The following is a 14,135-nucleotide window of genomic DNA, read 5'->3' as shown; positions in this document are numbered from 1 at the left end:
AGGATTGTCATGGCGTTCGAGAATGTGGCCCTGTTGGGCACCGGGTTGATGGGTTTTCCCATGGCGCGGAACCTGGCGCGGGCTGGGGTGCCGGTCACCGTGTGGAATCGGACGCGGTCGAAGGCGGAGCCGCTCGCGGATGAGGGTGCAGCGGTAGCGGCCAGTACGAATGCCGCAGTGACTGGGGCGGATGTCGTTATTTCGATGATGAGCGATGGTCCCACGGTGCTGTCTGTCATTGCCGAGGTATCGCCCAGCCTGTCCAGGGGCGCGTTGTGGATCGACATGTCATCGACCAAACCGACAGAGGCACGCAAGGCCCGTGCGCTGCTATCAAAGGTGGGTGTCGGATTTCTGGATGCGCCGGTTTCCGGCGGAACCAAGGGGGCCGAGGCGGCGTCCCTTGCCATCATGGTTGGTGGTGAAGCTGCCGACTTCAATCGTGCGCGCCTGATCTTTGAAGAGATGGGTCGGCCTGTGCATGTCGGCCCCACCGGATCTGGGCAATTGTCGAAGCTCTGCAATCAGGCGATTGTCGCAGTGACCATCGGTGCTGTGGCTGAAGCGATGCTGCTGGCCGAGGAGGGGGCGCAGACCCCGCCGCGTTACGCGCTGCTTTGAAGGGTGGCTTTGCTGACAGCACCATTCTGCAGCAGCATGGGGAACGCATGACCACTGGTAACTTCGAGCCCGGAGGACTGTCGAAATTCCAGCTGAAGGATCTGGACAACGTGCTGGTCGAGGCATTGGCCGCTGGTGTGACCCTGCCCATGGTGCAGGACGTCCGAGATCGATTTGCCCATTTCGTTGATCATATGGACGGCGCGGACCGGGATCATTCTGGGCTGTATCTTGAACTGAAGGCACGGCAGGGGGATCGCGCATGAAACGCATACTGATTCTTGGTGGCGGTGGCATGGTTGGTCAGAAGTTGGCCAAGCGACTTGAGATGCAAGGGCTGCCGGGTTTTGGCGATTTTACCGTGACGCTGCATGATCTGGGCTTTACCGAAGACGCTGTGGGTGACGACAAGCGCGTCGGTAACTTGTCTGTTTTAGCCGAGGGGGCGGCACTTGCAGCCGAACGGTTTGACCTGATCTTTTTTCTGGCTTCCATCGTGTCAGGAGAGGCAGAGACGAACTTTGATCTGGGGTGGCAGACCAACCTATGGCCGATGTGGCATTTCCTTGAAGCGCTGCGGGCACAACACCGAGCCACGGACGGGGCTTATGTGCCCCGGGTAGTCTTTACCTCATCGATTGCTGTCTTTGGCGGACCGTACCCGGACAAGATCGGGGACGAGTTCCTGACTTCGCCCCAGACCAGCTATGGCGCTCAGAAGGCGGCGTGCGAGCTGTTGGTCCAAGACTTTTCTCGCAAGGGTTTCATTGACGGTATGTCGCTGCGGCTGCCAACAATCTGCGTGCGACCCGGCAAGGCGAACCTGGCCGCATCGTCGTTCTTTTCGGGTATCATCCGCGAGCCATTGAACGGGTTGGAGGCTATCCTGCCCGTCGACGACACTGTGCGGCATTGGCACGCGTCACCACGGTCGGCGGCAGGGTTCTTGGCACATGCTGCCGTTCTGGACACGGATCGGCTTGAAGGGCGGCGGGCGCTGAACTTGCCGGGGTTGAGTTGCACCGTGGCGGAACAGATCGAGGCGCTGCGTGAGGTCGCTGGCAACAACGTTGTGGCGCTGATCAAACCGCAGCGTGACGAGGCTGTGGCAAAGATCGTCGAAGGCTGGCCGCGCAACTTCGCGCCGGACCGAGCGACGGCATTGGGCTTCGAGGCAGAGAAAACGTTCCGCGAGATCATCGATGTTTACATTGAGGACGAGTTGGGTGGCCGTTAACCCGCCCGTGCCGCATAGGTGCGGAGCATGTGGGCGTCGTAAAGCGGCATTGCCATGACCTCGTCTCCAATGACCGTTGTGGCGGGGGAGAGGTAACGTACGCCGGGTGCTCCGGTTTTGCATTGCGGACCTACAGTCAGGCCCTTTGAGACTGGACAGATGCCGATCAGGCCCTGAGTGAGCATGTTCTCGGTCAATGGGTCGTAGTAAGAGGTTGGTCCGGCACCCGCACAGTTTATGACAAATCCGGTGTTGTGAACCGTCTCGCCTCCGTCAGCGTCAACGATCCGTACTTTGGCCCCATCTGGCCCATGCTCAATGGCTTTGACTGCGCCTTTAATCATCCGTGCACCGCCCTCTTCAACCAGCCTGTGCATGTCCATGATCGTGTCTCGCGTGCCGCCTCGCAACCAGAAGCGTAGCTGCGCCGGGACGCGTCGGGCCTGATCTGCATCATCGATGTAGTTGGTGAGCGGGTTCGCCAGAAAATGCGCGCGAAAGCCCGCCCGGATCTCGCGCATTTCGTCTCCGGTCTTTTGGGCCAAATCAATCTCGCGCTGGACTTCGGCCAGGAAAGTTTTAGCCGTGTCATGCCCGGATGACAGATTGGGGCGGGTCAGTTTGCGGGGTAGACGGGGGACAAGCGCCGCGGGAATTTCGCCATCAGGGGCGCAGGCAACAAAGCGCAACTGTTCCTCTGGGATCAGGCTTTGGCACAGGCGCAGGACATCAAGCATTGCCGCGTTGCCACCGATGCAGAAAACCTCGGCTCCACGTTTGATGTGTTCCGCGATCTCTTCCTCGTTTCCAAAGACGCTTGGGACGGCAAATGCGCCGTCATCGCCTTCGAGACGCAGGGTGGACGGACCGCCGGGTGCAACGTCCACAGCTCGGGCTGTGATTGTGTGACCGGCTTCGGTCTGGATAGTCGTGCCATCTGATCCGCTTTGCAGGGTGAGGGCACAATCGTTGATCAAGGTCACGTGTACACCCCGATCCCTGTGGCGCGCCAAAGCCTCTTTGGTCTGTTCCTCCATGAAGTCGCCGTAGAATTCGCGGGGTGCATTTACGCCATAGACGTCGCCTGCGTTCACCAGCGGTTGCGCTGCCCGCATCCAGTTCGGCGCGCGTCCGGTCATCGTCTCGGCCACCATGTCCCAGCGGTCGGACAGCCAGCGGGCAAAGGCAGGGTCGATGTCATCCGCCGGCGAGTTGAGTAAATAGGCATATCTCCAAGGTGTGCCTGCTGTGCCCTTTGCATATGCGGCACCTCGGCCAAGTTGAGACGCATTCCGCCCCAGCACGACGAGGTGATCACCAGCGGCAAGGCTGCATTGCTCGACGAAAGCGAGGGCAGTGATGCCGTCTCCCACGACAATGTGGGTCGCCTGGCTTGGCGTCTGGGCGTTTGGGTCGCGCATTCTTAGCTACTGCCTGAATCGGGTTTGGAGTGGCATAGGGTGTTAGGCGGCGGATGGGCGAAGGTCAACGCGACCTGAGTGCAGGCCGTGGATCGCCGTTGCGTCAGGCCGGTTCGATCTGGTCCGCATCCATCAGGTGTCTCGCCAGATGATCGTGAATCTTCTGCCGGGTCAGATCTTCGTCCCCGGCCATCGCAGCATCCAGAATATGCTGATGGTGCATGATGTTGTTCGAGATGAAATTGAAGTCGCGGTCCTCCACCATCAATTGCTGGCGGAACCGGCAATACACACGGTGATGGGTATCGATCAGGGTTTGCGATCCGCAGGCCGAAATGAGGGTTTCATGGAACTGTGCCTCGGCTCCGAACCAGAGATCGACAAAAGGTGATCGGTCGGTCGCGGTGTTCAGCCGCATTTCAAGGTGGCTGAGCTGGTGATGGGCGGCAGTCAAACGGGCCTCCCACGCGACACCGCCGCGCCGGATCGACATCACCGTACCTTCGGCCTCAAGCAGCACACGGAGATGCGTCAATTCGTGAATCACCTCGCGTGACTTTTTCGGAACGCGAAAGCCGCGCTGTTCCTGGAACTCAACCAAACCGAGAGTCGACAGTCTGAACAACACCTCTCGAATCGTGCTTGCGGAACAGCCAAACTCTTGACGCAAGTGTTCAGCCCGCACCTTTTGACCATGCTCAAAAGCGTTTGTCATAAGGCGATAGCGCAGCGTTTCGAAGATGTCGGTATCGTAGGGCATGGGTCGTATGAACTCGTGATATATCTCCTTCGATAAATCACGAAATCACGAAATTCCATAAAAATCTCAAAAATACCGCTAATTTCATTTTTTTGTTGTCCGATAGGGGCAACTGCGCATAGCCTTCCCTTACGACACAAAAAGGTAGGCGGTCGAACCTGCCAAGTGCGCACACATAAAATGTCAGGGAGGATGACATGACATTTCTGAAGAGGGCGGCTTCGGTCGCTGCTGTTGCTGCTCTTGCGGCCACCACGGCGCTTACGGCGTCGGCAGAAACAACGAAGCTACGGATTCAAACGCACTATGCCCCCGAGACTGTCTCGGGCAAGCTTGCTGCGCAATACATCGAAGACATCCAGACGATGTCGGGTGGCGAGATCGAAGTCGAGATGTTCTACAGCTCGTCCGTCGTGAAGTCGGTCGAAACCTTCGACGCGGCCTCCACGGGCATCCTGGACTGCGACATGACCGGTGGTGGCTACCAGACCGGCAAGAACTCCGCCTTCCAGTTCGTGGGCGACATCATGGGCGGCTATGAAACCCCCTATCAGCAGCTGAGCTGGCTGTATTTCGGCGGTGGCAAGGAAGCTGCGGCGCCGCTGTACAACAAGTACGGCATGGAGCTGATCGGCTGGTGGGTTTACGGTCAGGAATCCTTTGCGTCCTCGAAGCCGATCGAGAAGGTCGCCGACTTCAAGGACTGGAAATTCCGTTCGCCTCCCGGCATGGAAACCAAGATCTTTGAAAAGCTGGGCGCGTCGCCCATCGTGATGGACTTCACCGAGATCTTTACGGCTCTGGAAACTGGTATCATCGACGGTGCGGACGCATCGGGTCTGGCCAACAACGTGGGCTTGGGTCTGTATGACATCGTTAAATATGCCAACTTCCCCGGCTTCCACTCAATGCCGTCCGACCACCTTGCGTGCAACAAGGCGGTTTTTGACGCGATGCCTGAATCGCATCAGCGCATCATGAAGGTGGCCATGGAAGCCCTCGCTCTGCGCACCGCACTGACCTTCGAGAAGAAGAACGCCGAAGCTGCAGCCCAGCTGCGGGAGCAAGGCGTGACGCTGAGCCAGTGGGCGCCCGAAGAGTTGGCCAAGTTCCGTGCCGCAGCACAGGCCACATGGCCTGAGTTCGCAGACACGCCTGAAGCCAAGGCGCTGGTCGACGCACACCTGACCTATCTCGGTCAATTGGGCCTCGTCTCCGAGTAAGCGATCCTTTGGGGTCCCGCTACGCGGGGCCCCAAGTCACCCGCCGCAAATCAAGGCAAGATGCGCGCGGGTTTTTTCATATCATAGGGGGACTTTGCGATGCAGGTGCGCTCCGGCACTCCGATAGAGTGGCTTGTGCCATTGGCATTCATCTTTTGCGCAGGTTGGGTGGTCTGGCACATGCCAGCCTTCACGCTCGACTTTTATCCCCCAACCGACGAGATCCCAGTTCGATAAACTATCGGCTCTGTTCAAACGCAATGATGTCACCCCCAATATGGGCGGGCTGTTCGGCGGCTTTGCTGACATCGTGGACTGGCTTGCTGCCATAGGTGTTGTTGCCTTCGGGTATCTCGGTATCCGAACTGTGCAGCGTGCAGGCATGGAATTTGAAAGTTGGCGTGCTGCGGACCGTTTGGCCGTCTTCATTGGTCGTGTCACCATGATGTTGATCGTGCTTCTGACCAGCGTGATGCTGTACGAGGTGATCCTCCGCTATGTGTTTGAGGCGCCAACGCTTTGGGCGAATGAACTTAGCCTGTGGCTTGCGGGCTTTGTGTTCCTGTGCGCCGGGCTCTATGCCATGCAACAGCGCAGCCACATCCGCATTGTTCTTTTGTACGACGCGGTTCCGCGTTCGGTGCAGCGGATATTCGACACCATCTCGACCGTCCTCATCGTCGTATTCGCCTTCTTTCTGATCTACGGAGGCTATGGCGAGGCATTCGACAAGTTCTACCGTTGGGAGACCTTCGGCACGGCATTTGATCCACCCATTCCTGCCACGATGAAGCCCATGGTGCTGTTTGTCGTCGGCATGGTGGCCATTCAGGCCGTCATCAACCTGATCTCTGATTGGAATGCCGAGGAAGTGCATTACGGGGGCGAAGACCTCGATGAAGAAGAGATTGAGCGCATCAAGGCGCAAGTGGCAAACGAAGGGGTCGGCGACCTCGACGTGACCGGCCAACACGTGTCGACAAAGGACTAAGCCCATGGATATCGGTACTATTTCGCTTGTCCTGATGCTAGGGCTGATCCTTCTCCTTGCTATCGGGATGCCCCTTGGCTTGGCCTCTGCCATCCTCGCGGTTGCTGTGCTGGTCATGAAATTCGAGCCGGAGTTGCTGCTGGCCCCATGGACCTTTGGTGATGGCATTCTGACCGGGCGACCCGGGGCAGGGCCACTCAATATCCTGGCCCAGCGAATATACGGGCTCTTAACGGACTACGTTCTCATATCCATTCCGCTCTTCATCTTTATGGCGGCATTGCTGGAACGCTCCGGCATCGCGAAAGAGATGTATTCGTCCCTGAACATCTGGCTAAACCGGACCCGGGGCGGCATCGCCATCGTGACATCCATCATGGCTGTGATCATGGCCGCTATGTCCGGTATTATCGGGGGAGAGGTGGTCCTTCTGGGTCTGATCGCGCTGCCGCAGATGCTGCGGCTTGGCTACAACCAGAATCTGGCCATCGGCGTGATCTGCGCCTCCGGCTCGCTTGGCACCATGATCCCGCCATCGATCGTGCTGATCATCTACGGCCTAATTACCGAAACCTCGATCAAGGCGCTGTTCACAGCGTCCTTCATCCCCGGGTTTATGCTGGCGTCGTTCATCATCATCTACATCATAATCCGCACGCAACTGCGGCCCCAGGATGCACCACTGCCTGACCCGGTCGAAGGCGAGCCGCAGGGGCACGAGAAGACGGCACTGTTCCTCGCCTTCCTGAACGTAGTTGTCGGCGGGTTTTCGGCAGCCCTGTTCCTGCGCGCCAGCTTCTTCGAATTCTCGGGGTCGAATGCGGCCAATACAGGCGCAGCAGCGTTCTGGGGCACGGCAGAATACATCGGTATCTTTGGCAGCATGCTGGTGGCGAGCGTGGTTTTGGCCATGTTCGTATTTGGTCGGACCCGCACCGCGCTGGGCTGGTCGATGGGCAAGGGTCTTGTCCCGCCCATCGTTGTGATCGGGGTTGTCATGGGGTCGATCTATGGCGGTATCACAGGCATCACCGAGGCTGCAGGCATGGGTGCCATGGCCGTGTTCGTGATCGCCCTGCTGCGCGGAGAAGCATCGTTTGACCTGGTGTGGGAGTCCCTGATGCGGACCCTCAAATCGACCGGCACGATCATCTGGGTGACGATTGGTGCTACGGCCTTGGCCGGAGCCTACACCATTGCTGGTGGTCCGACTTACGTGGCCGACTTCATCGTCGGGTCCGAACTGCCCACCATGTTGGTCATCCTGATGATGATGGTGATCTTGCTGTTTATGGGGGCATTCATGGATTGGGTCGGGATCGTGCTGCTGATCATCCCGGTGTTCTTGCCCATCGTGCTGAAGCTGCCGATTGACGAGATCGGCCTGTTCGGTGAACTGAACCCACGCCATGTGGCGATCTGGTTCGGCGTGGTGTTCTGTATGAACATGCAGGTGTCGTTCCTGTCGCCGCCCTTTGGGCCAGCGGCCTTCTACCTGAAATCCGTTGCACCGCCGCACATCAAGCTCACCGATATTTTCAAAGGGTTCCTGCCCTTCATTGGAATCCAGTTGATCGCGCTGTCGGTCTTGCTGATCTGGCCGCCGATCATCTCGATCCTGCTGTAGGGGGCGATGGCGTGGATTACATTCGCCTTGATCCCGCTGACACGGTGGTGACGACCACCAGGGCTTTGGAGATTGGTGTGGATATTGAGGGTGCGCCTACGCGCGCTCTTATCCCATCTGGGCACAAAGTCGCGACTGGCCATATCGGGATAGGCGAGCCGATCCGGAAATACGCCCAGATCATCGGCTATGCGGCCGAACCGATTGCGCCCGGAGACCACGTGCACACACATAATGTAGAGTTCAGGGGCACCGACATTGCCTATGAATTCGCCACGAACCTGCGCCCTGTTCCCGCGGAAACACCAGACACGTTCATGGGCTACTGGCGCGAGAATGGGCAGGTTGGTACGCGGAACTACATTGCGATCGTCACGTCCGTGAACTGTTCTGCCACGGCCGCACGGATGATCGCGGCGCATTTCACGCCTGAGCTGCTGGCGGACTATCCGAATGTGGATGGGGTGGTCGCCTTTGTTCACGGGACGGGTTGCGGCATGGCGGACAATGGTGACGGGTTCGAAGCGCTGCAGCGCGTCATGTGGGGCTATGCCCGTCACCCGAACCATGCAGGGGTGCTGATGGTTGGCTTGGGCTGCGAGATGAACCAGATTGACTGGCTGCTCGACGCCTATGGCTTAAAACAGGGGCCGTTGTTCCAAGCGATGAATATCCAATCTGTCGCCGGACTTAGAAAGACGGTCGACAAAGGGATCGAGAAGGTGGCGGCCATGTTGCCACTGGCAAATCAGGCGGTGCGGGAACCGTGTCCGGCATCCGAGTTGAAAGTGGCCTTGCAATGCGGCGGGTCGGATGCGTGGTCGGGGATTACCGCGAACCCTGCACTTGGATATGCCACCGATCTGCTGGTGGCACAGGGTGGGACGGGTGTGCTGGCTGAAACGCCGGAGATATACGGCGCAGAGCATCTGCTGACCGCCCGCGCCATCGATCAGGCGACGGGTGAGCGTCTGATCGATCTGATCCGCTGGTGGGAGGATTATACCGCCCGCAACAAGGGATCGATGGACAACAACCCAAGTCCCGGCAACAAGGCCGGTGGCCTGACCACGATCTTGGAGAAGTCGTTGGGCGCTGCTGCCAAGGGCGGGACCACGCCGCTGACGGGTGTCTACAAATACGCCGATAGCGTGCGGGCGCGTGGCTTCACCTTCATGGATTCTCCCGGCTATGATCCGGCGAGTGTGACGGGGCAGATCGCCGGGGGCTGCAACCTCGTGTGCTTTACCACCGGGCGGGGGTCGGCCTTTGGCTCGAAGCCCGCACCGACGATCAAGGTGGCGACCAATACGGAAATGTATGGCCGCATGATCGAGGATATGGATGTGAACGCCGGTGCGATGCTTTCGGAGGGTGTGAGCCTCGAAGAGAAGGGCCGCGAGATTTACGAGCTGTTCTTGAGGGTTGCCAGCGGAGAGATGTCGAAATCTGAAGCACAGGGCCTTGGCGACTACGAATTCGTGCCGTGGCAGATCGGGGCTGTGATGTGATGGAATGTCTGACCGCAGATCAGAAAGCGCAGTATGATGAGCAGGGCTATCTGCTGGTTGCAAACCAGATCCCCGACGATTGGCTGACCAAAATCCGGGACGAGATTGCACGGTTCGAGGCTGAGGCCGCGACCATGACCGAGAGCAATGACCGGCTTGATCTGGAGGACAGTCACTCTGCCGATGATCCGCGCCTGCGGCGGATCAAGCTACCGCATATGATTTCGGACGTGGTGCGGGAGTTGATGTATTCCGACCATGTGCTGGCACCGGCCCGTGATCTGGTCGGACCGAACCTGCGGCTCCACACCACCAAATTGAACATGAAATCGGCCGGTTATGGGGCGGCGGTCGAATGGCATCAGGACTATGCGTTCTATCCGCATACCAATGACGACATTCTCGCCATTGGCATCTGTATTGACGATATGGCCGAGGAAAATGGCCCGCTGATGGTATTCCCGGGCTCGCATAAGGGGTCGGTCTACGATCATCACGTGGATGGGATCTTTGCCGGTGCGATGCTGCCAGAGCAAAACGGGTTGAATATGGCGGACGCGGTGCCGCTGACCGGCCCGGCGGGGTCAATCAGCATTCATCACGGGCGGATCGTGCATGGCTCTGCCCTGAACACCTCGGACCGGGCGCGGCGCATCTTGTTCTACGAGATGATGGCTGCGGATGCCTTTCCGATCATGGGCAGTATGACCAAGTGGGATGGGATCGAAGACTACAACACCCGGATGCTGTGCGGCGAGCCAACGCTGACCCCGCGCCTGAAAGACATCCCGATCCGCATCCCGCAACCACAGCCGGATGTGCCGATTTCCATCTATGAAATTCAGAAGGGGCTGAAGACGCGCGCCTTCGATACCATTCCCGCGAAGGAGAGTTGATATGAGCAAGCCAACGATTGGATTTATCGGCCTCGGCCTGATGGGCGGAGCCATGGTGGGCCGGTTGCAGGATCAAGGCTATGATCTGGTGGTGATCGCAAACCGTACCCGAACGTATGTTGATCGCGCAGTTGAGCGAGGGGCGGTCGAGGTGACAACAGCCAAGGCTGTGGCCGAGGGGTCGGACATCGTGATGCTATGCATGAACACTTCAGACAATGTCGAAGCGCGGATGCGTGGGGATGACGGCGTGATTGCCGGGCTGAAACCGGGCGCGGTGGTGATTGATTTCGGCACGTCACTGCCTGCGTCGACCAAGGCATTGGGAGCGGAGGTTGCGGCAGCGGGCGGCACGATGCTGGACTGCCCCATTGGGCGCACGCCGATGCACGCCAAGGACGGCTTGTTGAACCTGATGGGCTCCGGGGACAAGGCGGCGTTCGATAAGGTCAAGCCGGTGCTGGACGATTTGGGCGAGAATGTCTTTCACCTAGGGGCCTTGGGCACTGGGCACACCATCAAGTTGATCAACAATTTCTACGCGCAGGCCTGTGCCAATGCGATGGCTGAAAGCTATGCCATTGCAGATGTGATGGGTGTGGACCGGCAGGGGCTCTATGACGTGATGTCCGCAGGTCCGCTCAAGTCCGGGATGATGGATTTCGTGACCGCCTATGCGCTGCGGGGGGACGATCAGCAGCTTGCCTTTTCCATTAAGAATGCGGCCAAGGATGTCGGGTACTACGCCCAGATGTGCGACGATGCTGGCGTGCAGTCGATGATGTCGGGCAGCACGCTGGACAGCCTGCGCGGGTCCATCGAAGCGGGGCGTGGGGAAGACATGGTGCCTTTGCAGGTCGACTTCTTCGCTGACCGGTTCAAAGGCTAAGAGTGGCGATCGCCGCCCATCCAACCGAAGACCGCGCCGCCCTTGGCATCGCTATGACGCTAGGGGCGTATGCGTTCTTTACGCTGATCGACACGTCGGTGAAGTGGCTGTTGCTGGCGGGGCTGCCTGCATTCCAACTCGCCTTCATGCGGTACTTCCCGCATTTTCTGATCTCAACCGCGCTTTTGTTGCGCAAGGGCATGCGGTGGTCGAATTTTCAGTCCGCGTATATGGGGCTGGTGCTGCTGCGGGGGTTCCTGCTGGCGTCGGCCACGCTTTTTAACTTCATCACCCTGAACTACCTGCCACTGACGGTGGTCGGGTCGATCATGTTTTCCGCCCCGATCATCGTGTGTTTCCTCAGTTGGCCCTTGCTGGGTGAACGGGTGGGGCCATGGCGGTGGTTTGCAATCATCCTTGGATTCACGGGCGTTTTGGTGGTGATCCGGCCCTTTGACGCGAGCTTTCACGCGATCGCGATCCTCAACGTCTACAATGCATTTTCGCTGGCCCTGTATTCCATCATCACGCGCAGGATTTCAGGTGTTGTGGCAGCAGAAACAATGCAGTTCTGGATGGGCGCTTTTGGTGCTGCGGCGCTAGCCCCCTTGGCGTGGATGGTGTGGACAGCGCCCGACACGTGGCTGCAATGGGCACTTATGATCGGGCTTGGCATCTGGGGATGGGCGGGGCACGAGATTTTCTCTCGCGCACACGCATACGCCCCGGCCAATACGCTAATGCCCTACACCTACAGCTTCCTGCTGTATCTGGCGCTTGCAAGTTACCTTGTCTTCGGCGATGTGCCGGACGGTTGGACGCTGGTTGGCGCAGCGATCATTGTCGTCTCCGGCTTGATCATATGGCAGCGCACGGCACGAAAGGACAAGGCATGAAGATTGCGGCCATAGGCGAGGCGATGATTGAGCTGTCGATGGATGATGTAGAGGCCGCAGTGCGCGTGGCCGGCGACACGTTGAACACGGCCATCTACCTCAAACGCAACGCACCGGAACTGCAGGTCGACTATGTGACACGCCTTGGCACAGACGCCTTTTCGGACCGGATCGTCGCAGCGATGAAGGCGGAAGATATCGGTATCCATGCGGTTGAGCGTGATCCCGAAGGGACACCGGGCCTTTATGCCATCACGACCGATGACACGGGCGAACGCAGCTTTACCTACTGGCGCGATACCTCCGCAGCACGTTCGGTGTTTCTAACTTCTGAGGGCCCGGATTTTTCCGCCCTCGAACCCTATGACGTGATCTACACGTCAGCCATTACGCTCGCAATCATGCCGGCGACCACGCGTGTTGCCTTGATCGATTGGCTGCAAGGTTTTCGGCAGCGGGGCGGACGGCTGGTTTTTGACAGCAACTACCGACCGCGCCTGTGGGAAGATCAGGACACGGCCCGCGAAGTGATCGCGGCGATGTGGGCGCTTTGCGACATCGCCCTGCCTTCCATTGATGACGAGATGGAGCTGACCGGCGAAACCGCTGATGCGGTCACGGCACGATTTCTTGCGCTGGGCCGCTCAGGCGCTTTGAAGCGCGGAGAGATTGGCCCGCTGTGCCTTGAGACCAGCACCTCCGGCACCTATCCGGCAGCGCCCAAGGTTGTGGATACGACAGCGGCAGGTGACAGCTTCAACGGTGCCTATTTGGCGGCGGCGCTGACTGATGAGCCTCAAGATGCTGCCCTGCGCGCGGGTCACGATCTGGCGTCACGCGTCATTGCGCATCGTGGGGCCATCCTGCCCCGCTAGTTAGGCCCCAATCATGGCGCGCAGCGCGGCATCGGGGTCAGCAGATTGGCACGCGGTAAAAGTTCGTCTGCTTTCGGATCGTCCAGCGTGCGGTTGTCCGCCATCTCTGCCTGCACAAAGGTGACCCAGGCGTCGACGGCCGCTTGCAGCGATGGGCTGGGCGATGACCCTCGGTCCGCCAGCGTTGCCAGAATGCGGATGGGCAGTTTCTGGCTGCCGTCCATTGCGATCTGCCGAAGCCGGTGATGCAGGTTTGGGTTCTCAAACCGTTTGATCAGCGCGTCTGCATATGCCCCCGCTTGCTGTTGAACGCTGTCCGGCAGTGTTTCCGCCGCTTCACGCATCAGGTTCTGTGCAGTGCTGCGTAGCTCCGTATCTGCAATCGCCTCGTGCACATAGGTGTATCCGCGCAGCGCCCCCGCATAGGCAAGGAATGAATGTGCCCCGTTCAGCATCCGTAGCTTGCGCATTTCGTGTGGGTCAACATCGTCGACCCATTGTACGCCCGGCCAGTCCGGTTTCGCGGCGGCAAAGCGATCTTCGATGACCCATTCGGTGAAGCTCTCAGTCGGGACAGCCATCTTGTCGCCAGCCTCGGCACGGATAGCGTCCGTCGTGGCGGGAGTGATGCGATCAACCATGCAGGATGGGAACGTGATCGCGTCGGGCAAATTCAGCTTGGCCGCAGCGGCGAAATCCCGAACAGCGTGCTCTAGCTTCGATCCGTTGTCAGGCAGGTTGTCACAACACAGAACGGTGACGGGCGATTTGCGCCGCGCCAAGCCACGGCTCAGCGTACCGATCACGGTTGTGCCCGCGCCCTGCAGGTCTGCCTGAACATCGGTTGACGCCATATCAAGCTGCCCGTCCGGACCCAGACGATACGCTTTTTCCGTTACTGTCAGTGTGATGACCGAAAACTGGTCAGAGGCGACTGCGTCGATCACGGAAACCGGACCTTCTGACGCGACCAGCATATCAGACATGCACGTGATCGGCTTGATCAACGTACCGCCTGCATCCTTTACGATGAGGCTGTAGCCGTAATTCTGTGTCGCCAATCCGTCGCGGATGGCGGGTGAGCGAAAGCTGACTCCTGTAATCTGCCAACCCGGCGTGTCTTGTGTGTACGCCGCAGCGTGTGCGCGAAAGAAATTACCGACACCAAGGTGAAGAATATGCGGCATC

At 59.0% G+C, this 14,135-nt stretch carries 14 protein-coding genes; 11 read left to right on the top strand and 3 right to left on the bottom strand.

Annotated elements, in window-relative coordinates; all coding sequences use genetic code 11:
- Positions 1 to 9: 9 nt before the first annotated feature.
- The 3 genes from ACZ1HN_RS23155 to denD are packed head-to-tail and all read left to right on the top strand — an operon-like array spanning position 10 to position 1,858.
- Positions 10 to 621 carry an NAD(P)-dependent oxidoreductase gene (locus tag ACZ1HN_RS23155; protein WP_472729197.1) on the top strand — a complete coding sequence of 204 codons (612 nt, stop codon included), beginning with the start codon at positions 10 to 12 and terminating at the stop codon, positions 619 to 621.
- Positions 618 to 887, top strand: coding sequence for an NAD-binding protein (locus tag ACZ1HN_RS23150; protein ID WP_472729196.1), 270 nt, complete (start codon positions 618 to 620; stop codon positions 885 to 887). Before ACZ1HN_RS23155 ends, ACZ1HN_RS23150 begins: the two co-directional genes overlap by 4 nt.
- The gene (gene denD, locus ACZ1HN_RS23145) at positions 884 to 1,858 is read left to right on the top strand and encodes a D-erythronate dehydrogenase (protein WP_472729195.1); all 975 of its coding nucleotides are present in this window, start codon (positions 884 to 886) and stop codon (positions 1,856 to 1,858) included. The genes ACZ1HN_RS23150 and denD overlap by 4 nt, the downstream gene beginning before the upstream one ends.
- Here the strand turns inward: denD and ACZ1HN_RS23140 are convergent.
- Positions 1,855 to 3,279 (bottom strand): FAD/NAD(P)-binding protein, encoded by a 1,425-nt coding sequence (locus ACZ1HN_RS23140; protein ID WP_472729194.1) that lies wholly within the window; start codon positions 3,277 to 3,279, stop codon positions 1,855 to 1,857. The genes denD and ACZ1HN_RS23140 overlap by 4 nt on opposite strands.
- A gap of 103 nt (positions 3,280 to 3,382) precedes the next feature.
- On the bottom strand, positions 3,383 to 4,039 hold the full coding sequence (locus ACZ1HN_RS23135; protein ID WP_299209628.1) for a GntR family transcriptional regulator: 657 nt from the start codon (positions 4,037 to 4,039) through the stop codon (positions 3,383 to 3,385).
- Positions 4,040 to 4,236: 197 nt separating this feature from the next.
- On the opposite strand from ACZ1HN_RS23135, the gene ACZ1HN_RS23130 reads away from it, so the two are divergent.
- The 8 genes from ACZ1HN_RS23130 (at position 4,237) to ACZ1HN_RS23095 (ending at position 12,947) form a co-directional block, all read left to right on the top strand.
- Entirely contained in the window at positions 4,237 to 5,262 is a 1,026-nt protein-coding gene (locus tag ACZ1HN_RS23130) for a TRAP transporter substrate-binding protein (protein ID WP_299600077.1), read from the top strand.
- A 277-nt stretch (positions 5,263 to 5,539) separates the two neighbouring features.
- Positions 5,540 to 6,253: a TRAP transporter small permease subunit gene (locus ACZ1HN_RS23125; RefSeq protein WP_472729193.1), complete on the top strand. Its 714-nt coding sequence runs from the start codon at positions 5,540 to 5,542 to the stop codon at positions 6,251 to 6,253.
- A gap of 4 nt (positions 6,254 to 6,257) precedes the next feature.
- Entirely contained in the window at positions 6,258 to 7,880 is a 1,623-nt protein-coding gene (locus ACZ1HN_RS23120) for a TRAP transporter large permease (RefSeq protein WP_472729192.1), read from the top strand.
- 11 nt (positions 7,881 to 7,891) lie between these two features.
- Positions 7,892 to 9,391 carry a UxaA family hydrolase gene (locus ACZ1HN_RS23115; protein ID WP_472729191.1) on the top strand — a complete coding sequence of 500 codons (1,500 nt, stop codon included), beginning with the start codon at positions 7,892 to 7,894 and terminating at the stop codon, positions 9,389 to 9,391.
- On the top strand, positions 9,367 to 10,287 hold the full coding sequence (locus tag ACZ1HN_RS23110; RefSeq protein ID WP_472729190.1) for a phytanoyl-CoA dioxygenase family protein: 921 nt from the start codon (positions 9,367 to 9,369) through the stop codon (positions 10,285 to 10,287). The genes ACZ1HN_RS23115 and ACZ1HN_RS23110 overlap by 25 nt, the downstream gene beginning before the upstream one ends.
- 1 nt (position 10,288) lies before the next feature.
- Entirely contained in the window at positions 10,289 to 11,176 is an 888-nt protein-coding gene (locus tag ACZ1HN_RS23105) for an NAD(P)-dependent oxidoreductase (protein ID WP_472729189.1), read from the top strand.
- A gap of 2 nt (positions 11,177 to 11,178) precedes the next feature.
- Positions 11,179 to 12,072, top strand: coding sequence for a DMT family transporter (locus tag ACZ1HN_RS23100; protein ID WP_472729188.1), 894 nt, complete (start codon positions 11,179 to 11,181; stop codon positions 12,070 to 12,072).
- A complete protein-coding gene (locus ACZ1HN_RS23095) occupies positions 12,069 to 12,947 on the top strand; it encodes a sugar kinase (RefSeq protein WP_472729187.1) in 879 nt (292 codons plus the stop codon). Before ACZ1HN_RS23100 ends, ACZ1HN_RS23095 begins: the two co-directional genes overlap by 4 nt.
- A gap of 11 nt (positions 12,948 to 12,958) precedes the next feature.
- On the opposite strand, the gene ACZ1HN_RS23090 is transcribed toward ACZ1HN_RS23095, so the two are convergent.
- A complete protein-coding gene (locus ACZ1HN_RS23090) occupies positions 12,959 to 14,134 on the bottom strand; it encodes a mannitol dehydrogenase family protein (RefSeq protein ID WP_472729186.1) in 1,176 nt (391 codons plus the stop codon).
- Position 14,135 lies beyond the last annotated feature (1 nt).

The sequence above is a fragment of the Tateyamaria sp. GN1-10 genome (genome assembly GCF_055693845.1).
The sequence above is the reverse complement of the archived record's forward strand: the minus strand, read 5'-3'. Positions and strand labels throughout refer to the sequence as shown.

Bases quoted from the DNA above. Each gene is read 5' to 3' on its own strand.
- ACZ1HN_RS23155 (WP_472729197.1), top strand. From the start codon at position 10: ATGGCGTTCGAGAATGTGGCCCTGTTGGGCACCGGGTTGATGGGTTTT.
- ACZ1HN_RS23090 (WP_472729186.1), bottom strand. From the start codon at position 14,134: ATGCCGCATATTCTTCACCTTGGTGTCGGTAATTTCTTTCGCGCACAC.
- ACZ1HN_RS23135 (WP_299209628.1), bottom strand. From the start codon at position 4,039: ATGCCCTACGATACCGACATCTTCGAAACGCTGCGCTATCGCCTTATG.
- ACZ1HN_RS23130 (WP_299600077.1), top strand. From the start codon at position 4,237: ATGACATTTCTGAAGAGGGCGGCTTCGGTCGCTGCTGTTGCTGCTCTT.
- ACZ1HN_RS23140 (WP_472729194.1), bottom strand. From the start codon at position 3,279: ATGCGCGACCCAAACGCCCAGACGCCAAGCCAGGCGACCCACATTGTC.
- ACZ1HN_RS23120 (WP_472729192.1), top strand. From the start codon at position 6,258: ATGGATATCGGTACTATTTCGCTTGTCCTGATGCTAGGGCTGATCCTT.
- ACZ1HN_RS23125 (WP_472729193.1), top strand. From the start codon at position 5,540: ATGGGCGGGCTGTTCGGCGGCTTTGCTGACATCGTGGACTGGCTTGCT.
- ACZ1HN_RS23095 (WP_472729187.1), top strand. From the start codon at position 12,069: ATGAAGATTGCGGCCATAGGCGAGGCGATGATTGAGCTGTCGATGGAT.
- denD (WP_472729195.1), top strand. From the start codon at position 884: ATGAAACGCATACTGATTCTTGGTGGCGGTGGCATGGTTGGTCAGAAG.
- ACZ1HN_RS23105 (WP_472729189.1), top strand. From the start codon at position 10,289: ATGAGCAAGCCAACGATTGGATTTATCGGCCTCGGCCTGATGGGCGGA.